Source organism: Stenotrophomonas sp. pho (assembly GCF_006228405.1).
Taxonomy (GTDB): domain Bacteria; phylum Pseudomonadota; class Gammaproteobacteria; order Xanthomonadales; family Xanthomonadaceae; genus Stenotrophomonas; species Stenotrophomonas sepilia.
Genome location: NZ_CP029759.1, coordinates 2,964,881 through 2,986,750, shown reverse-complemented (window position 1 = coordinate 2,986,750; position 21,870 = coordinate 2,964,881). Strand labels below are relative to the sequence as shown.

The window sequence follows — 21,870 nt, the reverse complement described above, 5'->3', positions numbered from 1 at the left end:
AGGAGCCGCCTAAGATACCGTGTGAAGGCCAGGGCGGCAAGGTTTTTTTACAGCTCAGCGACGATTTTCTTTCTCGATGCGGTTCTGCTCGCGGGCTTCGAACCACATGCCGTTGAGGATGGCCACCGTCGAGGCGAGGCCGGCACCGAGAATCCAGGCGAAGTACCACATGGTCAATCTCCTTTGTTCAAGAGTGTGCCGACCGTCGGCCGGCACACCGGCAATCAGTAGGCGTTCGGGTTGTTGCCCATCTCTTCGGTGGTGGTCTTGCCCTTCAGCACGCGGTACACCCAGGTGGTGTAGGCGAGGATGATCGGCAGGAACACCGCCGTGGCCAGCAGCATGATCCACAGGGTCAGGTGGCTGGACGAGGCATCCCACACGGTCAGGCTGGAGGTGGGCTGGCTCGAGGACGGCAGCAGGAACGGGAAGATGGCGAAGCCGACGGTCAGGATGATGCCGGCGATGGCCGCACCGGAGGCGATGAAGGCCAGGCCACCACGACGGGCACGCAGCAGCACCGCACTGGCCAGCAGGCCCGCCAGGCCGAGCAGCGGGGCCAGGATCGTGGCCGGCATCGCGCTGTAGTTGCGCATCCAGCCACCGGCGGCGCCGAGTTCGGCGGTCTTCAGCAGCGGATTGGTGGCGCCATCGGTAACCACCTGCGAGGTGATCTGGTAACCCGGCAGGCCGAAGGCCACCCAGGCGCCACCCACTGCGAACAGCACGAAGGCGATGATTGCCGCGATGCTGCCGAAGCGGGCAGCACGATCGGCCACCGGGCCGTCGGTCTTGATCACCAGCATGGCCGCACCGTGGGCGACCAGCATCGACACGCTGAGCAGGCCGGCCAGCAGCGCGAAGGGCATCAGCAGGCCGAAGAACGAGCCGGTGTAGAAGATGCGCATGCTGTCATCGAAATGGAACGGAACGCCCAACAGCACGTTGCCCACGGCCACGCCCATGATCAGTGCGGGAATGAAGCCACCAATGAACAGCGCCCAGTCCCAGGTGTTGCGCCAGCGTTCGCTGGGCATCTTGCTGCGGAACTTGAAGCCGACCGGACGCAGGATCAGGGCGAACAGGATCACGAACATCGCCAGGTAGAACCCGGAGAAGCTGACCGCATACAGCGGCGGCCAGGCGGCGAAGATCGCGCCGCCACCCAGGATCAGCCACACCTGGTTGCCTTCCCAGACCGGGCCGATGGTGTTGATCACCCGGCGGCGCTCGGCATCAGTGCGGGCGACGAAGGGCAGCAGGGTGCCCACGCCCAGGTCGAAACCATCCATCACGGCGAAGCCGATCAGCAGGATGCCGAGCAGCAGCCACCAGATCACGCGCAGCGTGGTGTAGTCCAGAAGAATGAAATCCATCTTGGTTCTCCTGCCTCAGGCCTGGCCGGCGGCCGGCGCCGAGGCATTGTGGGAAGCATGCGGCTGGGGCGACTGCAGCGACGGCAGCAGTTCGTCCGGCCCCTTGCGGATCGCCTTGAGCATCAGCTTGATCTCGACCACGATCAGCGCGGTGTAGATCGCGGTGAAGCCGGCCAGGGTCAGCACGATTTCATGCAGGGCCAGGCCCGATGCCGCATAGAAGGTCGGCAGCACGCCATCGACCGCCCACGGCTGGCGGCCGTATTCGGCGACGAACCAGCCGCACTCGATCGCGATCCACGGTGCCGGCAGCGTCCACAGGGCCAGCTTGAGGAACCAGCGCTTGTCCTGGAAGTTGTTGCGGCACGAGTAGTAGAAGGCCAGCGCGAAGAAGGCGATCAGGTAGAACCCCAGGCCGGCCATCACGCGGAAGGTCCAGAACAGCGGCATCACGCGCGGCACCGTGTCCATCGCCGCCTGCGAGATTTCCTGCGGGGTGGCGTTGAGGATGTCATCGCGATAGCGCTTGAGCAGCAGGCCGTGTCCCAGGTCCTGCCAGTGGCGGTCGAACATCTCGCGCGCTTCCACGTCGTTCTTGTTCGCACGCAGGCGTTCCAGCGCGCCGTAGGCGAGCTGGCCACCGCGCACGCGGTGTTCGGCGCGCTCGACCAGTTCCAGGATGCCCGGAATCGGCTGGTTCAACGAACGGGTGGCGATCAGGCCCATCAGGTACGGGATCTTCACCGCGTAGTCGTTCTGGTGGGTGTCCTGGTTCGGGATGCCGAAGGCGGTGAAGTCGGCCGGCGCACGCTCGGTCTCCCACATCGCTTCGATCGCGGCCAGCTTCATCTTCTGGTGTTCACTGGCGGCGTAACCGCTCTCGTCACCCAGCACCACCACCGACAGCGATGACAGCAGGCCGAACGCTGCGGCCACCGCGAACGAACGACGGGCCAGGTCCTTGTGCTTGTTGCGCAGCAGGAACAGGGCGCTGATCGCCATCACGAACACCGCACCGGTCACATAACCGGCGCTGACGGTGTGCACGAACTTGGCCTGCGCCACCGGGTTGAACACCACCGCCATGAAGTCGACCACTTCCATGCGCATGGTTTCCGGGTTGAACACCGCACCGGTCGGGTTCTGCATCCAGCCGTTGGCGACCAGGATCCAGATCGCCGACAGGTTGGTACCCAGCGCCATCAGCCAGGTCACCATCAGGTGCTTGACCTTGGTCAGGCGGTTCCAGCCGAAGAAGAACAGGCCGACGAAGGTGGCTTCCAGGAAGAAGGCCATCAGGCCTTCGATGGCCAGCGGCGCACCGAAGATGTCACCGACGTAGTGGCTGTAGTAGGACCAGTTCATGCCGAACTGGAATTCCATGACGATGCCGGTGGCGACGCCCATGGCGAAGTTGATGCCGAACAGGACGCCCCAGAACAGGGTCATCCTGCGCCAGATCTCCTTGCCGGTCATCACGTACACGCTCTCCATGATGGCCACCATGAAGGACAGGCCGAGGGTGAGCGGTACGAATAGGAAGTGGTACATCGCGGTCAGCGCGAATTGCAGCCGCGACAGTTCTACGACTGTCTGATCAATCATGGCCTGGCTACCTCGTTGGATAGTGCCGTTGCAGGTGGCGGGAAGGGTGGTCTACGACGTGAATGATGTGACCGACTACTTCAAACAGCCTTGATCCAGATCAATGTATGAACAGGTGCCCCGGTTGATCGTATGCCAACCTGATGAAGACTGCGACTGCTGGCCGCAGAGGCCGGCCATTGCCTGCGCCTACAATGCCGTGTCTCCCCCGTTGCCCGTGAAGACCCCTTGAGCGCTGCCGAAACCTCCTCCGTCGCCCTGTCCCAGGACGCCGAAACGACCCGCCAGCGGCGCGCCCGCAGCGCGTGGCTGGCCGATCTGGCGCGGCCTGCTCGAGGCCGCCAGCGGCTGGCGGCACTGTGCATCAGCCTGTCCGGTGCCCTGTTGATCGGCCAGGCGGCCGCCATCGCCTGGCTGGTGCAGCAGGTGCTGGTAGAGCGCGCGCCGCTGGCCTCGGGGTTGCCGGTGCTGGGCGGTCTGGCGGCGATCCTGGTGGCGCGCACGCTGCTGGGCAGCGCCACCCAGGCCGCCGCCGGTGATGTGGCCGATGCCGCGCGGTTGGCCCTGCGTGAACGCGTGTTCGGACGCCTGCTTGGCCTGGGGCCGCTGTGGCTGCGCCAGCGCCGCACCGGCGAACTGGGCGAACTGATGCTGCATCACGCTGATGCGATCGAGAGCTATTACAGCGGTTTCCTGCCGGTACGCACCGAAGTGGTGGTGGTGCCGCTGCTGATCCTGGCCGCCGTAGCCTGGGTCGACTGGGTGGTGGCGCTGATCCTGCTGTTCACTGCACCGTTGGTACCGTTCTTCATGATGCTGGTGGGCTGGGGGGCCGAAGCGGCCGGCCGCGCGCAGCTGGGTGAGCTGGCGCGGATGAGCGGCCATTTCGCCGACCGCATCAAGGGCCTGGGCCTGCTGCGCCTGTATGGCCGCGGCGAGGCTGAGCTGGAGGGGATCGAGGCAGCTGCCGAAGGCGTGCGCGTGCGCACCCTGAAGGTTCTGCGCATCGCTTTCCTTTCGTCCACGGTGCTGGAGTTCTTCGCCTCGGTCAGCGTGGCGATGGTCGCCCTGTACCTCGGGCTGAGCTATCTGGGCATGATGTCGCTGCATGCAGCGGTACCGACGCTGGGGGCGGGCCTGTTCTGCCTGCTGCTGGCGCCGGAATTCTATGCGCCGCTGCGACGGCTGGCCGCGCACTACCACGACCGTGCCAATGCGCTGGCTGCCGCTGCTGAGGTGGAGCGCCTGCTGCAGTCGCTGCCCGGTGAGCAGGGCCTGATCGAGAACGAAGCCGCGCCGCTGGCGGTGGAGCCGGCCGAGGCCGCGCTGCCGCCGCTGCGGGCACAGGGTCTGGTGCTGCGTCCGCTGGGCGCGCCGCACGATGTGCTGCAGGATCTGGACGTGCTGCTGGAACCGGGCCAGCGCCTGGCCCTGGTCGGTCCCAGCGGGTCCGGCAAGAGTACGTTGCTGGAGGCGCTGGCCGGTTGGCTGCCGCCGCGTGCCGGCAAGCTGCAGGTGCGTCCCGGCGTGCAGGTGGCCTATGCCAGCCAGCGTCCGTACCTGTTCCACGGCAGCATCGCCGACAACCTGCGCCTGGCCGATCCCGGCGCCAGCGATGCGCGCCTGCGCGCGGTGGCCGAGGCTTCGCAGGTACTGCAGTTTGCGCAGCGCCTGCCGCAGGGGCTGGATACGGTGATCGGCGAACGTGGCTTCGGCCTGTCCGGTGGTGAGGCGCGTCGCATCGGCCTGGCCCGCCTCCTGCTGCGTGATCCGCAGGTGCTGCTGCTGGACGAACCCACCGCGTTCCTGGATGCCGATACCGAAGCGGCATTGCTGCGCAGCCTGGCCGCATATGCACGTGGCCGCAGCGTGGTGGTCGCCACCCACAGCCCGGCGGTGATCGCCTGGGCCGATCGTTGCCTGCTGCTGCCGGAAGGCCGCCTGGTGGAACCGGCACAGGCGGTGCGCGCATGAGCCGTTCGCCCGATTCGCTGCGCGCGGTGTTCCTGCGCCATCGTCCGCGCCTGTTGCTGACGATCCTGTTGTTGTGGACCACGATGCTGGCCGGCACTGCATTGCTGGGCCTGTCCGGTGGTTTCCTCACCGCGGCCGCGCTGGCCGGTGCCGCAGGCCTGGGGCAGGGATTCAATTTCTTCTCGCCGTCTGCGGGTATCCGTGGCTTGACCCTGGCGCGCATCGTGTCGCGCTACTTCGAAAAGCTGGTGGGCCACGATGCCACCCTGCGCATCGCCCGCGATCTGCGCGTCTGGTTCTTCCGCCGCGCGCTGCCACTGGCGCCGGCACGGCTGGGCGCTACGCGCACCGGCGAGCTGCTGGCGCGACTGCTGGGCGACATCGGCGAGGTGGATGGCCTGCTGGTACGGGCGATCGGGCCGCTGGTGGCACTGGGTGCGCTGTCGGTGGTGGCGGTTGCATCGGCGGCGCTGATCCTGCCGTCGGCGGCAGTGCTGCTGGCGGTGCTGGCGCTGCTGATCGCCTTCGGTGTGCCGTGGCTGGGCGTGCGTGGCCACGATGAGGAAGAAGCCGACCGCGCCGCGCATCGCGCCGCATTGCGCACCGCGGCCTTTGAAGGGTTGGAAGGGGCGGGAGATCTGGCCGCGCTGCATGCCGATGCCGCGTGGCAGCTGAAGGTGCGCGTGGCAGCCAAGCAGTTGGCCTCGCGTGACCGCCGCCGTCGCTGGCGCCTGGTCGCGGCCTCGACCCTGCACGGCCTGGTGGCCGGGCTGGGCCTGGTGGCGATGCTGGCGTTGGCCCTGCACGCCGCCGAACGGCAGCGCATCGCGCCGGAGATGGCGGCGGGCCTCGTGTTCCTGACCGTGGCGTTGATCGAACTGTGGGCCGGCATGGGCCTGGCCTGGCAGTCGCTGCAGTCCGGGCGCATTGCCGCAGATCGCCTGCAGGCGATCGTCGAGCAACCGCCGACGGTGGACGATCCGCAAGTGCCACAGCCGGTGCCGCAAGCCGCGCGCGTGCATTGGGACGATGTGCATTTCCAGTGGCCGGGCGCGGCGCGGCCGGTGCTGTCCGGTCTCCAGCTGACCCTGGCGCCAGGCGAACGCATTGCCATCCGCGGCGACAGCGGCAGTGGCAAGACCACGCTGTCCAGCCTGCTGCTGCGGCTGTGGGATCCGCAGCAGGGGCGAATCACCTATGGTGGCCGCGATCTGCGCGACGTCGCCCAGGCTGAGTGGCACCAGCAACTGGCGTGGCTGCCACAGAACGCACCGGTGTTTGCCGGCAGCGTGGCAGAAAACCTGCGGTTGGGCGATCCCGATGCCAGCGACGCCGCCTTGTGGGCGGTCCTCCGTCGCGTGCGCCTGGGCGACTGGGCCGAGCGCAACGGTGGCCTGCAGGCCTGGGTGGGCGAGAACGGCGCGACGATGTCGGCTGGCCAGGCGCGACGGCTGGCGCTGGCGCGGGCACTGCTGCGCAACGCGCCGATCCTGCTGCTGGACGAACCAACCGAAGGGTTGGACGTGGATACTGCACGTGCGCTGCTGCAGGATCTCTCCGGGTTGCTGGACGGGCGCAGCCTGTTGATGATCACCCACGACGACCTGCCCGAAGGCGTGGTCGATGCGCAGTACCGGTTGCGTGATGGGGTGTTGGAGCGCGAAGCGTGACAACACCCCGGTAGTGCCGGCCGCTGGCCGGCAACCACGCATCCGCGTCGAACATCATGACGTTGCCGGCCAGCGGCCGGCACTACCCATTCGAACGGTTACCGCGAGAACTCGCGCAGCATCACCGCGATCGAGGCCACGTTGGCCAGCACGCACAGCCAGAACACCCATTGGAACGCGGCCTTGCGGTGCTTGTGGCGGAACATCGCCTGGCCCAGCAGCGCGCCGGGCCAGCCGCCGGCGAACGCCAGCAGCTGCAGCGTGCGTTCGGGAATCCGCCACTGCTTTCGCTGCGCCGCGCGCTTGTCATGGCCATAGAGGCCGAACGACACCGCGCTGGCCAGCACGCACCAGCCACCCAGCCACAGCGGCAGCACGCCGCTGATCATCAATGCAGCCAACGCGCCGAAAGCAGCCAGCGCGAGATTACGCCGCCACGCCACTTACAGCGCGTCGAGGAAGCCGCGCACGGCCGGGCCGAAACGCTCGAAATCGACGAGAAAGGCGTCGTGGCCCTGCGGAGATTCCAGGCCGATGAAGTGCGCATCGGCACCGCCGGCGCGCAGGCCATCGGCAATCTGTTGCTGCTGCTGCACGGGGAACAGGATGTCGGTGTTGGCGCCGATCGCCAGCGCCTTCTCCACCCGGATCTTCGCGAGCCCGGCCAGCACGTCGCCGTCGGCATACTCGGCCAGGTCGAACCAGTCCATCGAGCGGCTCAGGTACAGGTAGCAGTTCGGATCGAAGAAACGCACGAAGCGCCGTGCGTGGCCTTCCAGATAGCTTTCCACCTGGAATTCCAGGCCGAACGGATCGTCGTCGGTCTGGTCCGAATCCAGCCGTACGCGGCCGAAGCGGCCATCCCACTCCAGTGCGGAGCGGTAGGTGATCACGCCCAGCTTGCGCGCCATGCGCATGCCGGACTCGGGGTACTCGGCATCGTCGTAGTGGCCGCCATTCCAGCGCGGGTCAAGGCGGATCGCCTCGCGCTGCAGCGAGCGGATGGCGATCGAGAACGGCAACGCCTGCGCGCTGCCGGAAATGTTGACGTGGCTGCGCGCGATGCCCGGATGCAGCATCAGGATGGCAAGGGCCGTCATGCCGCCCATCGAGTTGCCGACCACGCAGGCCAGCTGCCCGATGCCCAGCGCACGCACGACCTCGACCGCAGCACGGGCACCGTCTTCGATTGACAGTTCGGGGAAATCAAGGCGGTAGGGCTCACCGCTGGCCGGGTTGAGCGAAGCGGGGCCGGTCGAGCCCTTGCAGCTGCCCAGCGAATTCACGCACACCACGAACCAGCGGTTGGTATCGATGGGTTTGTCGGGGCCAACCATCGCTTCCCACCAGCCCGGTGCCGGGTTGGCCTCGTTGGCCGCTGCATGCGCGTCTGGGGACAGGCCGGTCACGATCAGGATCGCATTGCTGGCATCGGCGGCCAGCGTTCCCCAGGTCTCGTAGGCCACCCGTGCGCCATGCAGGGCGCCACCGCGCTTGAACGGGAAGGGCGAGGGCAGAGCGTGGAAGCGGGTGCCGGGTGGGATGAATTCAGTCATGCGGGCATTCTAGCGGGGCCGCATGTGGAGCTGGCGACACGCTGGTTTCCATCGGCGATGCAGGTAGTGCCGGCCGCTGGCCGGCAACCTCATGAATCCTGATGCGCCTGCGTGGTTGCCGGCCAGCGGCCGGCACTACCGGGCGGCGCGTTATGGAAACCGCAGCTCCACCACGCCCTCATGCGGCAGGCTTACCTTCACCGGAACGCTCTGCAGGTCATCCTCGCTGCGGTTGGCGCTGCCGCTGCGCGAGATGCGTGCCAGCACTTCCACTTCGCGATGGGCCGACAGCGGTGCGGTTGGCATCGGACTGTCAGCGTCGCCCAGCGCAACCGTGGCCGGGAAGCCGGCCAGCGGCAGCTTGCGAGCGGCCACCGGCATCGGCGGTCCATCCACGGCGCGCGCCAGTACGAACACCTGGGTGCTGGCTGGCCAGTCGGCGTTCTTCAGTGCCGGCAGCTGCACGCGCACCTGCAGCAGCGCCGCTGGCGCCGCAGCGCCAGCATCGGGCGCCTGGCCAGCGGCCTCGCGGGCAATCGCGATCTGCGCCTGCAGCGCCCGCGCGGCGCCCGGTTCCAGTCGCGGCAGCAGGCCGCTCCACACGTCCGCAGCCTCGGCGTTCTTTCCGCGCTGCCGCAGGGCGATGCCCAGCAGCCAGCTGGCGCGCTCGGCGTCGGGGGCCAGTGTACGTGCCTGCTGCAACCAGGCCATCGCGGTGTCGTCGAACTGCTTGCCGGCATCAGCCTGCGCGCGCGCCTGCGCGGCTTCCACCAGCACGCCCGGATCATCCGGTGCCAATTCGGCGGCCTTCGCGAAGGCGTCTGCCGCAGCTGAGGCATTGCCCAGTTCGGCCTGCGAACGCCCGAGCAATGCCCAGCCATCGGCACGCTGAGGGTCGCGCTTCAGTGCATCCTGCAGGGCCTGCACGCCATCGCGCAGGGTGGCTACCGACGGCGTCGGCTGCACCTGTGCTGCACGCGGATCACCGACCAGCAGGTACAGGCAGGCACCGGCCACGCCCAGTGCGAACACGCCGACCACGAAACCGCGACGACCTTGGTGGCGCAACGGCCACAGCACCAGTGCTGCCATCAGCGCAGCAACCAGGCCGGCCAGCACCGGCAGCCAATGGTTCACCATTCGTCTCCTTCATCGGCCTTGCCGGCCGGTGCCGCGCCGACGGTGCGTCCACGTCGGCGGACGATGCCCAGCACCACCAGTGCACCGGCGCCGAGCACCAGCAGGGGGCCACCCCACAGCAGCCAGGTGCCCGGCTGCAACGGTGGTTGATAGAGCACGAACTCACCGTAGCGGGCGACCAGGAACTGCTTGATCTGTGCGTCGTCGTGGCCCTGCTGCATCAGCTGCAGCACCTCGCGGCGCAGGTCCTGCGCGATCTGCGCATTGGAATCGGCCAGCGACTGGTTCTGGCACTGCACGCAGCGCAGCTGCGCGGCCAGGTCATGGAAGCGGCGTTCCTCGGCATCATCGCGGAACTGCAGCGGCTGCGGATCGTGCAGCGGCTGCTGGGCCAGTGCGGCCAGCGGCACCATCAGGAGCAGCAGCGCCAGCAGCCAGCGCATCGGCTCAGGGCGCCGTATGCAGGGTGTTGCCGGCACTGCCCTGGGCCTTCTCGATCTTCTGCAGTGCCGGGATCAGCTTCTCGTCGACCACGCGCTGGGTCATCGCGCCACTGTACTTCCAGCGCACGATGCCACTGCCATCGACCAGGAACGTCTCCGGTGCGGCGGTCACGCCCCAGTCGATCGCGGTGCGGCCCTCGACGTCGCTGAGCACCACCATGAACGGGTTGCCCAGCTGTTCCAGCCAGTGCAGCGCGTCGGTCGGATCATCCTTCCAGTTGTAGCCGATCACGCGCACGCGCTTGCTCTCGGCAAAGCGGGTCAGCACCGGATGTTCTTCGCGGCAGGCCGCGCACCAGCTGCCCCAGACGTTCAGCAGATAGGGCGCACCGCGCAGGTCGTCGCTGTGTACGATCATTTCCGGGTCATGCAATACCGGCAGCGCGAACGCCGGCGCCGGCTTGTCGATCAGGGCCGACGGCAGCACGTCGCGCTGCGGGTCGCCCGATTTCATCACCCCGTAGATCATCAGCCCGAGCAGGCCGAAGAAGAACAGCACGCCGATCACGATGGCTACCGGCGGCAGCGGGCGGGAGGGGCGCGGGGCGGGGGACTCGGACATGGGAACTCCTACGGACGACGGAAACGGCGGTCGGCGGCGGTGATGAATCCGCCCAGGGCCATCAGCAGCGCGCCCAGCCAGATCCAGCGCACGAACGGCTTGATGTGCACCCGTACCGCCCATGCATTGTTGCCCAGCGGCTCGCCCAATGCCACGTAGACATCGCCGTCGAAGCGTGCATCGATGCCGGCCTCGGTCATCACCTGGCCGCCGCTGGCGTACTGGCGCTTTTCCGGATGCAGCAGGGCCAGCTCGCGGCCGTCGAGGAACACGCGCAGGTGGCCGCGGTCGGCGATGAAATTCGGCCCTTCGCGATGGTCCACGCCCTCGAAGCGCACTTCGTGGCGACCGATCACCAGCTGCTGGCCAGGCGCCAGCGCCACTTCGCGTTGCACGTTCAGCGCTTCCACCAGCAGCGCGCCCGCCAGGAACACGGCGATGCCGGCGTGGGCGACGATCATGCCGAGCATCTCGGCGGTGAAGCGGCCGTTGCCGCGCAGGCGCTGCCAGACGAAGCGTGCGGTGCCGAGTGCGACCCAGGCCGCAGCGGCGACGCCGATGCCGGCCTTCCAGCCGTTCTGCGGCGCCTGCCACCAGGCCAGCGCGCCCAGCAGCAGCGCCAGTCCCAGCCAAGGTGCCAGCAGCGCGAAGGCGCGCGAGGGCTGGTCACGCTGCCATTTCACCAGCGGGCCGAACGGCAGCAACAGGATCATCGGTGCCATCAGCAGCAGGAACAGGCTGCCGAAGTAGGGCGGGCCGACCGAGATCTTGCCCAGCGACAGCGCATCGGCCAGCAGCGGGTACAGCGTGCCCAGCAGCACCATTGCGCAGGCGGTGGCCAGCAGCAGGTTGTTGGCCAGCAGCAGGGTCTCGCGCGAGGTGGCGGTGAAGCCACGGCGCGGATCGTCGGCGTCCACGCTCAGCTGGCTGGCACGCAGCGCATACAGCAGCAGGCTGCCGCCCACCAGCACCGACAGGAACACCAGGATGAACAGGCCGCGCGAGGGATCGGCGGCGAACGAATGCACGCTGGTCAGCACGCCCGAGCGCACCAGGAAGGTGCCCAGCAGTGACAGCGCGAAGGCGGCGATCGCCAGCAGCAGGGTCCAGCTGCCGAAGGTGCCGCGCTTTTCAGTGACGGCCTGTGAATGGATCAGTGCCGCACCGACCAGCCACGGCATGAAGCTGGCATTTTCCACCGGGTCCCAGAACCACCAGCCTCCCCAGCCCAGCTCGTAGTAGGCCCACCAGCTGCCCAATGCGATGCCCAGGGTCAAAAAGCCCCAGGCAACGTTGGTCCACGGCCGCGTCCAGCGCAGCCAGCGCGCATCCACGCGACCTTCCAGCAATGCCGCCACCGCGAACGCGAACGGCACCGCAAAGCCCACGTAGCCGATGTACAGCATCGGCGGGTGGATGATCAGGCCCGGATCCTGCAGCAGCGGATTGAGGTCGCGGCCTTCCAGCGGCGCCGGGTTCAGGCGCAGGAACGGATTGGAGGTGAAGATCAGGAAGGCGAGGAAGCCGACGCTGACGATGCCCATCAGCGCCAGTACGCGCGCCTGCACCGATGCCGGCAGGTGCCGCGAGAACAGCGCCACCGCGCCGGTCCACAATGCCAGCACCAGCGCCCACATCAGCAGCGAGCCCTCATGCGCGCCCCACACCGCCGAATAGCGGTAGATCAGCGGCAGCAGCGAATTGGAGTTCTCGGCCACGTAGCGCACCGAGAAATCCTGCTGCACGAACGCGGCGGTCAGCACCGCGAAGGCGCCGGCCAACAGCAGCAGTTGCGCGAAGGCGGCAGGCCGCGCCACTGCCATCCATGCCGCGTTGTTGCGATGCGCACCGACCAGCGGCAGGCCGGCCTGCAGCAGCGAGGCCAGCAACGCACACAACAGCAGGATCTGACCCAGTTCGGGCAGCACTCAGCGCACCTCGGGGGCCGTCACCGGCACGTCGTGCTTGCGATGGGCATCGCCCATCTTGTCGGCCACTTCCTTCGGCACGTACTTCTCATCGTGCTTGGCCAGCACTTCGTCGGCGACGAAGACACCGTCCTGCAGGCGGCCACTGGCGACCACCGCGGTGCCTTCGGCGAACATGTCCGGCAGGATCCGCGAGGTGGTCACCGCCAGCTGTGCATCGCCGTCGGTCACTTCGAAGCGCGCCTCCAGCGAGCCGACCGGGCGGTTGAAGGAGCCCTTCACCACCATGCCGCCCAAGCGGAAACGCGACTGTGCATCGACATCGCCGCGCAGCACTTCCGAAGGGGTGTACAGGTAGGCGATGTTGCGCTCGAGCGCCATCGCCACCAGCGCGGTGGCCAGGCCGGAGGCGAGCAGGGCCAGCAGCACCCACACCAGGCGGCGACGCTGCACCGGGGTCATCGTTCCAGCTCCGTCGACAGCGTCGTCGCCGCGTCCTGCCTGCCAGCGCGGGTCTGCTGCCGCTGCTGGCGGGCCAGTGCCAGCCGGCGCGCCACGCGCAGGCGTAGCCACGAACCGAGGGCATCGGCGCTGAGTACCAGCACGAATACGGCGTAGGCGCCGATCACATAGGGCAGGTGGGTCATGGCTGGGCCTCCCGGGAGGCGCGCGCGGCATCGACACGGCCGCCGACCCAGGCCTTGCCGGCCTCGCGGTCGAGATTGTCGGCGCGGGCCTTGGCCAGCACCGAACCGGCGAACCAGAACTTGGTGCCGATCACCATCCACCACAGCGGCGCGATCATCGCGCTGCTGATCGCCGATTCACCGAACACGCTGATCGACTGGCGCTGGTGCAGGCCACCCCACCAGTCCACCGAATAGCGGATCACCGGCAGCAGGCTGACACCTACAATCGCCAGCAGGCCAGCGGCGCGCGCGGCGCTGCGGCGGTCTTCGATGGCGTGGTACAGGCCGATCACGCCCAGGTACAGGAACAGCAGTACCAGTTCGCTGGTCATGCGCGGGTCCCAGTCCCACCAGGTGCCCCAGGTGCCCTTGCCCCAGATGCTGCCGGTCAGCAGGGTGATGAGGGTGAAGCCGGCGCCCATCGGCGCGCAGGCCATGGCCAGGATCTCGCAGACCTTGATCCGCCAGATCAGCGCGATCGCGGCATACAGCGCCATCAGCGCGAACACGAACAGGCTCATCCAGGCACTGGGCACGTGGATGTAGAGGATCCGGAAGCTGTCCAGCTGCTTGGCTTCAGGCGGCACCACCAGCAGCGCCTGCCACATGCCGACCAGCAGCACCGGCACTGCAGCAAGGTAGAACACCCGCGACCAGCGGGCAGCGAAACGGTCGAACGTGGGAGGCGAACCGAGTTGGTGGAACCAGCGGACAATCGGATTCATGCGTGGCGGCTATCCAGCAGGGGTGGATTGGCTCTCAGCTCGGTCAACTCAGAGAAATACGTATTGCAGCGGCGGTGGCCAGCGGCGCCAGCACCAGCGCGACCAGCAGGCCGGCGCCCAGCATCAGCAGCGCACCGACCGGATCCTGCCGCGCCCGGCTGCCGCCAGGCTGCTGCGCCGAACACCAGCACCGGCACGTACAGCGGCAACGACAGCAGCGCCACGAGAATACCAGAGCGCCGGATGCCAACGGTCAGTGCGGCGACCACGCCACCGATCAGGCTCAGCAAGGGCGTGCCCAGCAGCAACGATGCCAGCAACATCGGCAGCTGGTCATGCGGCAGATGCAGCATTTCGGCCAGCAGCGGGCTGACCACGATCAGCGGCAGTGCCGTGGTGGCCCAGTGCAGCAGCACGCGCACCAGTACCAGCCAGGGCAGCGGCACCGGCGCCAGCAGCCATTGCTCCAGCGAGCCATCTTCGGCGTCGGAACGGAACAGCGAATCCAGCGACAGCTGTCCCGCCAGCAGCACGCCAGCCACAGCACGGCGCCGGCGGTGGCGGCCAGCAGTTGTGGCTCACGACCCTGGCCAGCGCGAACAGAACCACCACCAGCACCGCGAACAGCAGCGGTTGCAGCGCGTCGCCGCGGCGGCGCCAGAGCAGGCGCAGGTCGCGCTTGAGCAGGGCGCCTGCGGTCTGCCACAGGCCTGGTTCGGTACCCGGCGCGATCATGCGGCACCGCCGAGGTCGAGCTGGCGGGTACGTACGGCGGTGCGGCATAGGCGCCATGGGTGGTGACCAGCGCAGCGCCGCCGGCGCGCAGGTGCGCCGAAATCATCCGGTTGACCAGGGTGATGCCCTCCAGGTCGAGGTTGGCGTAGGGTTCGTCGAGCAGCCACAGTGGCGCCGGCGACAGCCAGATGCGCGCCAGTGCCAGCCGCCGCTTCTGCCCGGCCGACAGGTGGCGTACCAGAGTGTCCTCGTAACCGGCCAGGCCGACGATGGCCAGCGCGTTGCCGGGCATCTGCCGCGCACGGCGGCCGTGCAGGCCACACAGGAAGTGCAGGTTTTCCAGCGTGCCGAGGTCCGGCTTCAGCGCCGGCAGGTGGCTGAGATAGGCGACATAGCGCGCACGCTCTGCGTTGCTGGAGGGCTTGCCGTCGATCCGCACCTGGCCGGCGCCGGGCCGGGCCAGGCCGGCCAGAACGCGCAGCAGGGTGGTCTTGCCGGCGCCGTTGCCACCTGCACCAGCAGGGCTTCACCCGCGTCCACATGGAAGTCCAGCGGGCCGAACACCGGCTCGTCATTGCGGGAGAAGCTCAGGCCGCTGGCGGCCAGCAATGCAGGGGTGTTCAAGGGGCAGGGGTCTTCATGCCGGAGTGCGGTCGCAATTGTAGCGGTGAATTCGCAGGGTAGTGCCGGCCGCTGGCTGGCAATTTCTCCAACTGCCAGCCGAGGTTGCCGGCCAGCGGCCGGCACCACCGACGCGCGGATTGCGTAAACTCGAGGGCCTTGTTCCCCACAGTCCAGGCCGATGCAACCCACCACCAAGCTGCCCAAGGTCGGTACCACGATCTTCACCGTGATGTCCCAGCTCGCCGCCGAACACGGCGCGGTCAACCTGGGCCAGGGTTTCCCGGACTTTTCCGCGCCGCAGCGCCTGATCGATGAGACTGCCAAGGCGATGGCCGCCGGGCTGAACCAGTACCCGCCGATGACCGGCGTGGCCCCGCTGCGCCAGGCCATCGCCCAGAAGGCGCTGGACTGCTACGGCGCGCAGGTGGATGCGGACAGCGAGATCACCGTCACCAGCGGCGGCACCGAGGCGATCTTCAACGCCATCCACGCCGTGGTGCGTGCGGGCGAGGAAGTGATCGTGCTCGACCCGGCCTACGACTGCTACGAGCCGGCGATCGACCTGGCCGGCGCCAAGGCGGTGCATGTGTCGCTCGATCCGCAGACCTTCGCCGTCGATTGGATCGCGTGCGTGCAGCGATCTCCCCGCGCACCCGCATGTTGATCGTCAACACCCCGCACAATCCGTCCGGCGCGATGCTGTCGGCGCAGGACATGCAGGCGCTGGCCGAACTGCTGCGCGGCACGCAGATCTACCTGATTTCCGATGAAGTGTATGAGCACATCATCTACGACGGCCGTCGCCATGAGTCGGCGCTGCGCTACCCGGAGCTGCGCGAGCGCGCATTCGTGATCTCCAGCTTCGGCAAGACCTACCACTGCACCGGCTGGAAGATCGGCTATGCGATCGCGCCGCCGGCGCTGACCGCCGAGTTCCGCAAGGTGCACCAGTACAACACCTTTACCAGCTTCGGCCCGGCGCAGTACGGTTTCGCCGCGATGATCCGCGACGAACCCGAACACCACCTGGAACTGGGCGCCTTCTACCAGGCCAAGCGCGACCGTTTCCGCGAGCAGCTGGCCGGTACGCGCCTGAAAGCGCTGCCGGTGCCGGGTGGCTACTTCCAACTGGTGGACTACTCGGCCATCAGCGACCTGCCCGACCATGAGTTCGTGAAGTGGTTGACCATCGAGAAGGGCGTGACCGCCATTCCGCTGTCGCCGTTCTACGAGACTCCGCCGGCCGGCCAGCGCCTGGTGCGCCTGTGCTTTGCCAAGAACGAAGCGACCATGGACGCGGCGATCGAACGCCTGCGGCTGCTGTGAGCGGAGGCGTAGACATGCAGGACCTGCGCATTTCCCTCGTCCAGGGCGACACCCGCTGGCACGACCCGGCCGGCAACCGTGCCTACTATGGTGCGCTGCTGGCGCCGCTGGCCGGCACCACCGACCTGGTGATCCTGCCGGAGACCTTCACCAGTGGTTTCTCCAACGAGGCCATTGCCCAGGCCGAAGGCATGGACGGCCCGTCCGTGGCCTGGGTGCGCGAACAAGCGAAGGCGCTGGACGCGGCGGTGATCGGCAGCGTGCAGCTGCGCGACGGCGAGGGCGTGTACAACCGCCTGCTGTTTGCCACGCCCGAGGGCGAGCTGCAGTACTACGACAAGCGCCACCTGTTCCGCTACGGCGGCGAGCACGAACGCTATGCTGCTGGCCGCGAGCGCCTGAGCGTGGAATGGAAGGGTTGGCGGATCAATCCGCAGGTCTGCTACGACCTGCGTTTCCCGGTGTTCTGCCGCAACCGCTACAACGTCGAACGCCCGCAGCAGCTGGATTTCGACCTGCAGATCTTCGTCGCCAACTGGCCGTCTGCGCGCGCCTATGCGTGGAAGACCCTGCTGCGTGCGCGGGCAATCGAGAACCTGTGCTTCGTGGCGGCGGTAAACCGCGTCGGCGTGGACGGCAACCAGCTGCACTACGCCGGCGACAGCGCAGTCCTGGATTTCCTCGGCCAGCCGCAGGTGGAGATCCGCGAGCGCGAACAGGTGGTCACCACCACCATCTCGGCCGAGGCGCTGGCCGCCCACCGCGCGCGTTTCCCGGCGATGCTCGATGCCGATGCCTTCCACCTGGACGAGCAGGCCTGATACAGCACGACGGCGGCTGAATGCCTGCCACGCAGCGCGCGCGCCTGCATCCAACGTGCACGTGCGCGCTGCTAGATTCGCCGGCAGTCGATCGAACTGGAAGTCCCGCCATGAACAAGCCCTTCGCCCTGCTGCTGGCCCTGTCCGCTGCCACGCTGGCCCCGGCCGCGCACGCCGCTGGTAACCTCGATTGCCAGCTGCGCTACAACCTGTCCGGCTGGTCGTTGATCTACAAGACCGCGTCGGGCAACGGCACCGTCAGCTGCAGCAATGGCGCCAGCCTGCCGGTGCGCATTGAAGTGAAGGGCGGCGGCCTGACCGTGGGCAAGTCGAAGATCACCAATGGGCGTGGCAGCTTCACCGGCGCGGTCAGCGTCAACGAGCTGCTGGGCACCTACGCCTCGGTCGGTGCGCATGCCGGCGCGGTGAAATCCAGCAATGCGCAGGTGATGACCAAGGGCGACATCTCGCTGGCCCTGTCCGGCACCGGCAAGGGCTGGGACCTGGGCGTGGACGGCGCCGCCTTCACCATCAACCGTCGCTGAGGCGCGTCGGCTCGGCAGTTCCCCAGCTGATGCGGATGTAGTGCTGTTCGGAGTCGCTCAACAGCCGTTCGACATCGAAACCATTTTTCAGCAATTGTGCGACCGCGTCTTCGACGAGCTGCTCGCTGGCCATTACCTGGCTGAAGCCGAACACGATGTAGCGACGGCCATTTTCCGAGCCGGCCTGGATGGCGTTGTCGAGGTCGCGGTAGAACAGCTCGATCGGGCGCTTGGCGGCGTCAGCATTGGCGCGGGCCTGTTCGGCGGTGATGGTGATCATGGGCATCTGCCTTGGGTGGGACAGCGCGCACGATAGCCAGCGAATCAAAGCCGTTCCCGGAAGCCGCGCACAGTGCGCTCCATTTGCAGCAATTCCTAGGTCGCAGCGGGACGCCGTCGCTGCAACCACAAGGCCAGCAGGCCACACACGATGAGCGTCGGTCCCAGCAGCTGCACTGCACCGACCAGCGCCATTGCCGCACCGATCAACAGGTAGTAGAGCAGGCCGAACAGCGCGCCTGCGCTGCCGAGACAGTGTGGATAGCCGCGCAGGACCTGGCCGAGCACATTGGGAATGGCCAGGCCGAAGCCCGTCACCACTGGGACCATCGCCGCGACCAGGGCAGGGTGATCATGCAGCAACGCGGCCAGCAAGCCTCCCGTGAGGACCAGGCCTGCGGCGATGCGGATGCGCGTTGTTGTGGCAACGCCTGCACGCAGCAGGCGGCCATTGCCCCACGCGCCCAATGCCGAGCCCAGTGCCAGCACCGCGCCGCTGGCGCCGAACCAGACGGCGGGCCAGTGCAGGCGCGCAAACACGAAGGGGCCGAGTACATACCAGCTGTACATCGCCACGTTGAACGCCGTCACCAGCAGCGCCTGTGACCAGATCCAGCGATCGCGCAGCAGTTGCCGCAGCAGCGGCAGCATGGGCGTGTGCGGGATATGTGCAGGGCGGCTTTCACGCAGGCCCGCCAGGCATGCGACTGCCAGCAGGGCAGCGATCAGCAGCAGGCCGGACTGTACGCCGACGTAGCCATGGGCGGCGACCAGCAGCGTGCCCAGTGCAAGGCCGATGGCCGGACTCAGGGCCAGGGCCATGCCGATCCAGGAGAATGCCTGCGCCAACGCCGGCCCCTGCAGATGGTCGCGCAGCACGGTCTGGGTGACCACCGAAGCGGAGGCGGCGCCGACCGCAGCCAGCGCTTGGGCCAGCAACACCGGGCCGAAGCTGCCAGCCAGCAGGCCGCCCAGTGCAGCCGCGGCAAAGACGCCGAGGCCACAGAGAAGGGCTGGGCGACGACCGATACGATCAGCCAGGCGCCCCCACAGCAGCACGCCTGCAGCGAAGCCGAACAGATACAGGCTCATCGCCTGGCTGGCGGTACCCGGCGGCAGGGCGAAGCGTTTGGCCAGATCGGCCAGGGCCGGGCTGTACAGGGTCTGCGCCAGCTGGGGAAACATCAGCAGCGCGATGGTGAGCAACAACAGGCGACGCGACATGCGGGCGCTCCACGAACAGGGCCGCGCATTGTGGTCGTGCCTGTAATGGCGCACTCTCTGCATCCTGTCATTGGATATATGAAATCGGACATGGCCTGGTTGCAGCCGGACGCGCCCTTCGACGCTGACGCCTGGAGCGCTCCGGTGCTGGGGATCGCGGCGTCACTGGCGGATCACGATTCGGGTTGGCACCAGCATGCACGCGCGCAGCTGCTCTACACCCGGCAGGGCTGTACGCGCCTGACCTACGGTGATCGCATCAGCCTGCTGCCGCCTGCGCGCGCGGCGTGGATTCCGGGCGGGCTGCGCCATCGCGCGCAGATGCGCCAGGCGGTCGACTACCGTTCGTTGTATTTCGACGCCACCCTGTCGGCCCAGCTGCCCCGGCAACCGGCGATCATCGGCGTAGGTCCGCTGCTGCAGGCCTTGCTGGAGCCGATCACGCAGGCGCCGTTCGACCATGACTGGCAATTGCCGCGCGCATACCATCAACTGGCGTTGTGCGTGCTGGAAATCGCCGCTGCACCGGTGGCGCCGATGGACCTGCCTTTGCCGCGTGATCCACGCATTGCACGTTGCCTGCCGCTGGCCGAACAGCTGCCGCCCGAACTGGGCGAGCTGGCCGAGCGCGCGGGTCTGAGCGTGCGCACCATTGGCCGGCTGATGCAACGTGATACCGGCATGGGCTATCAGGCCTGGCGCCAGCAATGGCGCCTGATGCGGGCCATGGAGCTGCTGCTGCTCGGGCATCGCGTCGCGCATGTGGCGCAGGACACTGGCTTCTCCGCCGAGAGCCCGTTCATCGCCTTCTTCCGCAGCATGGCCGGCACCACGCCCGCCGCTTTCCAGCGCCACGCAAAAGGGGACGGAGGGGATTAAGTCGTTTTCGCCACGCCATGTGTCGAAGGGGCGAAAACGACTTAATCCCCTCCGTCCCTTTTTTAAAGAAAAACCCCGGCCTGGGCCGGGGTTTCTCATTTCAGCGTGGCCTGTGATCAGCCGCCGCGCGGGCCGCTACGGCGCGGGCCGCCGGGACCGCGGTTGCCACCGGGGCCACGGTGGCCCCCCGGACCGCCGGGACCACGGCTACCGCCCGGGCCACGGTTGCCACCACCACCCGGACCACGACCGCCCGGACGGGCGCCCTGTGCCGGCTTTGGGCTGCCATACGGGTTGAAACCCGGGGTTGCATGGTCGGACGGGAAGCTCGGGGCGTTGCCCGGATGACCGTACGGGTGCTTGTTGCCCTGGCCCTGCGAGCGGTTGCCGGCACCGGCCGGACGACCCTGACCGCCTGCGCCGCCACGGCCTTCACCACCGAAACCGCCACGGCCCTGGCCGCCACCGGCGCCCGGGCCCTTCGGCTTGCCGTACGGACGGCCTTGGCCGCCTGCGCCCGGACCACGGGCACCCGGGCCACGTGCGCCCGGGCCGGCATTGCGATGGCCGCTCGGGCCGGTGCTCACGCCATCGGGCACGTACCAGGTGCGGAACGCGGCCGGATTGCCTTCCGGCAGCGAACGGTCATTCTTCGGCGCGCGCTGCTTGAACGGCTTCTGCGACTGCTTGGCCGCTGCTTCACCGCTGACCGTCAGGCCGCCCTTGAAGCCGCCACCCTTGCCGCCGCGACCACGGCCGCGGTCTTCGCGGACGTTGTCGAAACGGCGCAGCTCGCGACCTTCGTCAGCGGTGTTGTGGCCATTGACGTAGGCATTGCCGCGGCCACCTTCGCGCACGCGCACGGTGGTCTTTGCGGCGCGGCGCTGGCCGATCACCGGCTGCAGCGTCAATGCCGACGGAGCGCCTTCTTCCAGCTTCAGCTGCGCACGCAGCGCTTCCACCTGAGCGGTGCCCAGTTCCACCGAATGGCCACGGGCCAGTTCGCGCGGCAGGCTCACCTTGCCATAGCGGGTGCGCTTCAGGCGGCTGACCTGGCAGCCCTGCGATTCCCACAGGCGGCGCACTTCGCGGTTGCGGCCTTCCTTCACCACGACGCGGAACCAGTCGTGAGAATCGGTGCCGCCGATGCGTTCGATCTCATCGAACTTGGCCGGACCGTCTTCCAGTGCGACGCCACGGCTGAGGCGGTCGACGATGGCGTCGGAGACCTTTTCCTCGCCTTCCGGTGCACGCACGCGCACCACGTACTCGCGCTCGACCTCGAACGACGGGTGCATCATGGCGTTGGCCAGCTCACCGTCGGTGGTGGCCAGCAGCAGGCCGGTGGTGTTGATGTCCAGGCGGCCGATGGCGATCCAGCGCGCGCCCTTCAGCGGCGGCAGCGACTCGAACACGGTCGGGCGGCCTTCGGGATCTTCGCGGGTGGTCACCTGGCCTTCCGGCTTGTTGTAGACCAGCACGCGCGACGGCTCGGCCAGGGCAGTGGCGACGAAGCCGCGGCCATCCAGTTCGATCCTGTCGCCGCTCTTGACCGACATGCCGGTCTGCGCGACTTCACCGTTGACCTTGACCAGGCCTTCGGCGATGCGCTGTTCCAGCGCGCGGCGCGAGCCGAGGCCGGCCTGGGCCAGCACCTTGTGCAGGCGCTCTTCCAGCTTGAACTGTTCGGAGGTGGCTTCGCGCTTCAG

20 protein-coding genes and 3 pseudogenes are annotated in these 21,870 nt (G+C 67.9%); 6 read left to right on the top strand and 17 right to left on the bottom strand.

Features of this window, described 5'->3' with window-relative positions:
* Window positions 1-54: 54 nt before the first annotated feature.
* Genes cydX through DL544_RS14050 form a run of 3 tightly spaced genes read right to left on the bottom strand, consistent with a single transcriptional unit; the run spans window position 55 to window position 2,981 of the window.
* Entirely contained in the window at window positions 55-171 is a 117-nt protein-coding gene (gene cydX / locus DL544_RS14060) for a cytochrome bd-I oxidase subunit CydX (RefSeq protein ID WP_005410354.1), read from the bottom strand.
* Window positions 172-224: 53 nt separating this feature from the next.
* Complete coding sequence (cydB, locus tag DL544_RS14055) at window positions 225-1,376, bottom strand: cytochrome d ubiquinol oxidase subunit II (protein ID WP_069139781.1); 1,152 nt, start codon at window positions 1,374-1,376, stop codon at window positions 225-227.
* 15 nt (window positions 1,377-1,391) lie between these two features.
* A complete protein-coding gene (locus DL544_RS14050; RefSeq protein WP_053501033.1) occupies window positions 1,392-2,981 on the bottom strand; it encodes a cytochrome ubiquinol oxidase subunit I in 1,590 nt (529 codons plus the stop codon).
* Between the two features lie 228 nt (window positions 2,982-3,209).
* Here DL544_RS14050 and cydD point away from each other — a divergent pair, with 228 nt between their 5' ends.
* On the top strand, window positions 3,210-4,955 hold the full coding sequence (gene cydD, locus DL544_RS14045; RefSeq protein WP_065178265.1) for a thiol reductant ABC exporter subunit CydD: 1,746 nt from the start codon (window positions 3,210-3,212) through the stop codon (window positions 4,953-4,955).
* Window positions 4,952-6,625, top strand: coding sequence for a thiol reductant ABC exporter subunit CydC (cydC, locus tag DL544_RS14040; protein ID WP_065196625.1), 1,674 nt, complete (start codon window positions 4,952-4,954; stop codon window positions 6,623-6,625). Before cydD ends, cydC begins: the two co-directional genes overlap by 4 nt.
* A 98-nt stretch (window positions 6,626-6,723) precedes the next feature.
* Here cydC and DL544_RS14035 read toward each other — a convergent pair whose 3' ends face one another.
* The 11 genes and pseudogenes from DL544_RS14035 to ccmA form a co-directional block, all read right to left on the bottom strand.
* Window positions 6,724-7,068, bottom strand: a complete 345-nt coding sequence (locus tag DL544_RS14035) for a DUF1294 domain-containing protein (RefSeq protein WP_065178267.1) — start codon at window positions 7,066-7,068, stop codon at window positions 6,724-6,726.
* Window positions 7,069-8,181, bottom strand: coding sequence for a homoserine O-acetyltransferase MetX (gene metX, locus DL544_RS14030; protein WP_065178268.1), 1,113 nt, complete (start codon window positions 8,179-8,181; stop codon window positions 7,069-7,071).
* 150 nt (window positions 8,182-8,331) lie between these two features.
* Window positions 8,332-9,321: a tetratricopeptide repeat protein gene (locus tag DL544_RS14025; RefSeq protein ID WP_065178269.1), complete on the bottom strand. Its 990-nt coding sequence runs from the start codon at window positions 9,319-9,321 to the stop codon at window positions 8,332-8,334.
* Window positions 9,315-9,764 carry a cytochrome c-type biogenesis protein gene (locus DL544_RS14020; protein WP_065178270.1) on the bottom strand — a complete coding sequence of 150 codons (450 nt, stop codon included), beginning with the start codon at window positions 9,762-9,764 and terminating at the stop codon, window positions 9,315-9,317. The genes DL544_RS14025 and DL544_RS14020 overlap by 7 nt, the downstream gene beginning before the upstream one ends.
* A gap of 4 nt (window positions 9,765-9,768) precedes the next feature.
* The gene (locus DL544_RS14015) at window positions 9,769-10,386 is read right to left on the bottom strand and encodes a DsbE family thiol:disulfide interchange protein (protein ID WP_005417655.1); all 618 of its coding nucleotides are present in this window, start codon (window positions 10,384-10,386) and stop codon (window positions 9,769-9,771) included.
* Between the two features lie 8 nt (window positions 10,387-10,394).
* Window positions 10,395-12,314: a heme lyase CcmF/NrfE family subunit gene (locus DL544_RS14010; protein ID WP_065186051.1), complete on the bottom strand. Its 1,920-nt coding sequence runs from the start codon at window positions 12,312-12,314 to the stop codon at window positions 10,395-10,397.
* Window positions 12,315-12,776, bottom strand: a complete 462-nt coding sequence (gene ccmE / locus DL544_RS14005; RefSeq protein WP_005417653.1) for a cytochrome c maturation protein CcmE — start codon at window positions 12,774-12,776, stop codon at window positions 12,315-12,317.
* Window positions 12,773-12,961: a heme exporter protein CcmD gene (locus DL544_RS14000; protein ID WP_005417652.1), complete on the bottom strand. Its 189-nt coding sequence runs from the start codon at window positions 12,959-12,961 to the stop codon at window positions 12,773-12,775. The genes ccmE and DL544_RS14000 overlap by 4 nt, the downstream gene beginning before the upstream one ends.
* Complete coding sequence (gene ccmC / locus DL544_RS13995) at window positions 12,958-13,728, bottom strand: heme ABC transporter permease CcmC (protein WP_005417651.1); 771 nt, start codon at window positions 13,726-13,728, stop codon at window positions 12,958-12,960. The genes DL544_RS14000 and ccmC overlap by 4 nt, the downstream gene beginning before the upstream one ends.
* A gap of 43 nt (window positions 13,729-13,771) precedes the next feature.
* Window positions 13,772-14,463 (bottom strand): annotated as a pseudogene (ccmB, locus tag DL544_RS13990) (heme exporter protein CcmB).
* Window positions 14,460-15,087, bottom strand: a pseudogene (ccmA, locus tag DL544_RS13985) (heme ABC exporter ATP-binding protein CcmA). The pseudogenes ccmB and ccmA overlap by 4 nt, the downstream one beginning before the upstream one ends.
* A gap of 178 nt (window positions 15,088-15,265) precedes the next feature.
* On the opposite strand from ccmA, the pseudogene DL544_RS13980 reads away from it, so the two are divergent.
* The 3 genes and pseudogenes from DL544_RS13980 (at window position 15,266) to DL544_RS13970 (ending at window position 17,779) form a co-directional block, all read left to right on the top strand.
* Window positions 15,266-16,413, top strand: a pseudogene (locus tag DL544_RS13980) (pyridoxal phosphate-dependent aminotransferase).
* A gap of 14 nt (window positions 16,414-16,427) precedes the next feature.
* Window positions 16,428-17,234: an amidohydrolase gene (locus DL544_RS13975; RefSeq protein WP_139727389.1), complete on the top strand. Its 807-nt coding sequence runs from the start codon at window positions 16,428-16,430 to the stop codon at window positions 17,232-17,234.
* 110 nt (window positions 17,235-17,344) lie between these two features.
* A complete protein-coding gene (locus DL544_RS13970) occupies window positions 17,345-17,779 on the top strand; it encodes a hypothetical protein (protein ID WP_139727387.1) in 435 nt (144 codons plus the stop codon).
* Here DL544_RS13970 and DL544_RS13965 read toward each other — a convergent pair.
* On the bottom strand, window positions 17,766-18,059 hold the full coding sequence (locus tag DL544_RS13965; RefSeq protein WP_065186057.1) for a hypothetical protein: 294 nt from the start codon (window positions 18,057-18,059) through the stop codon (window positions 17,766-17,768). The two genes, DL544_RS13970 and DL544_RS13965, sit on opposite strands and share 14 nt — an antisense overlap.
* A gap of 95 nt (window positions 18,060-18,154) precedes the next feature.
* On the bottom strand, window positions 18,155-19,282 hold the full coding sequence (locus DL544_RS13960; protein WP_139727385.1) for an MFS transporter: 1,128 nt from the start codon (window positions 19,280-19,282) through the stop codon (window positions 18,155-18,157).
* Between the two features lie 90 nt (window positions 19,283-19,372).
* Here DL544_RS13960 and DL544_RS13955 point away from each other — a divergent pair, with 90 nt between their 5' ends.
* Window positions 19,373-20,161 carry an AraC family transcriptional regulator gene (locus DL544_RS13955; protein WP_139727379.1) on the top strand — a complete coding sequence of 263 codons (789 nt, stop codon included), beginning with the start codon at window positions 19,373-19,375 and terminating at the stop codon, window positions 20,159-20,161.
* Between the two features lie 116 nt (window positions 20,162-20,277).
* On the opposite strand, the gene DL544_RS13950 is transcribed toward DL544_RS13955, so the two are convergent.
* The gene (locus tag DL544_RS13950; RefSeq protein WP_139727377.1) at window positions 20,278-21,870 is read right to left on the bottom strand and encodes a pseudouridine synthase; all 1,593 of its coding nucleotides are present in this window, start codon (window positions 21,868-21,870) and stop codon (window positions 20,278-20,280) included.

Excerpts from the sequence above, each read along its gene's own strand:
- cydX (WP_005410354.1), bottom strand. The coding sequence starts at position 171 with ATGTGGTACTTCGCCTGGATTCTCGGTGCCGGCCTCGCCTCGACGGTG.
- cydB (WP_069139781.1), bottom strand. The coding sequence starts at position 1,376 with ATGGATTTCATTCTTCTGGACTACACCACGCTGCGCGTGATCTGGTGG.
- DL544_RS14050 (WP_053501033.1), bottom strand. The coding sequence starts at position 2,981 with ATGATTGATCAGACAGTCGTAGAACTGTCGCGGCTGCAATTCGCGCTG.
- cydC (WP_065196625.1), top strand. The coding sequence starts at position 4,952 with ATGAGCCGTTCGCCCGATTCGCTGCGCGCGGTGTTCCTGCGCCATCGT.
- metX (WP_065178268.1), bottom strand. The coding sequence starts at position 8,181 with ATGACTGAATTCATCCCACCCGGCACCCGCTTCCACGCTCTGCCCTCG.
- DL544_RS14025 (WP_065178269.1), bottom strand. The coding sequence starts at position 9,321 with ATGGTGAACCATTGGCTGCCGGTGCTGGCCGGCCTGGTTGCTGCGCTG.
- DL544_RS14020 (WP_065178270.1), bottom strand. The coding sequence starts at position 9,764 with ATGCGCTGGCTGCTGGCGCTGCTGCTCCTGATGGTGCCGCTGGCCGCA.
- DL544_RS14015 (WP_005417655.1), bottom strand. The coding sequence starts at position 10,386 with ATGTCCGAGTCCCCCGCCCCGCGCCCCTCCCGCCCGCTGCCGCCGGTA.
- ccmE (WP_005417653.1), bottom strand. The coding sequence starts at position 12,776 with ATGACCCCGGTGCAGCGTCGCCGCCTGGTGTGGGTGCTGCTGGCCCTG.
- DL544_RS14000 (WP_005417652.1), bottom strand. The coding sequence starts at position 12,961 with ATGACCCACCTGCCCTATGTGATCGGCGCCTACGCCGTATTCGTGCTG.
- ccmC (WP_005417651.1), bottom strand. The coding sequence starts at position 13,728 with ATGAATCCGATTGTCCGCTGGTTCCACCAACTCGGTTCGCCTCCCACG.
- DL544_RS13975 (WP_139727389.1), top strand. The coding sequence starts at position 16,428 with ATGCAGGACCTGCGCATTTCCCTCGTCCAGGGCGACACCCGCTGGCAC.
- DL544_RS13970 (WP_139727387.1), top strand. The coding sequence starts at position 17,345 with ATGAACAAGCCCTTCGCCCTGCTGCTGGCCCTGTCCGCTGCCACGCTG.
- DL544_RS13965 (WP_065186057.1), bottom strand. The coding sequence starts at position 18,059 with ATGATCACCATCACCGCCGAACAGGCCCGCGCCAATGCTGACGCCGCC.
- DL544_RS13960 (WP_139727385.1), bottom strand. The coding sequence starts at position 19,282 with ATGTCGCGTCGCCTGTTGTTGCTCACCATCGCGCTGCTGATGTTTCCC.
- DL544_RS13955 (WP_139727379.1), top strand. The coding sequence starts at position 19,373 with ATGGCCTGGTTGCAGCCGGACGCGCCCTTCGACGCTGACGCCTGGAGC.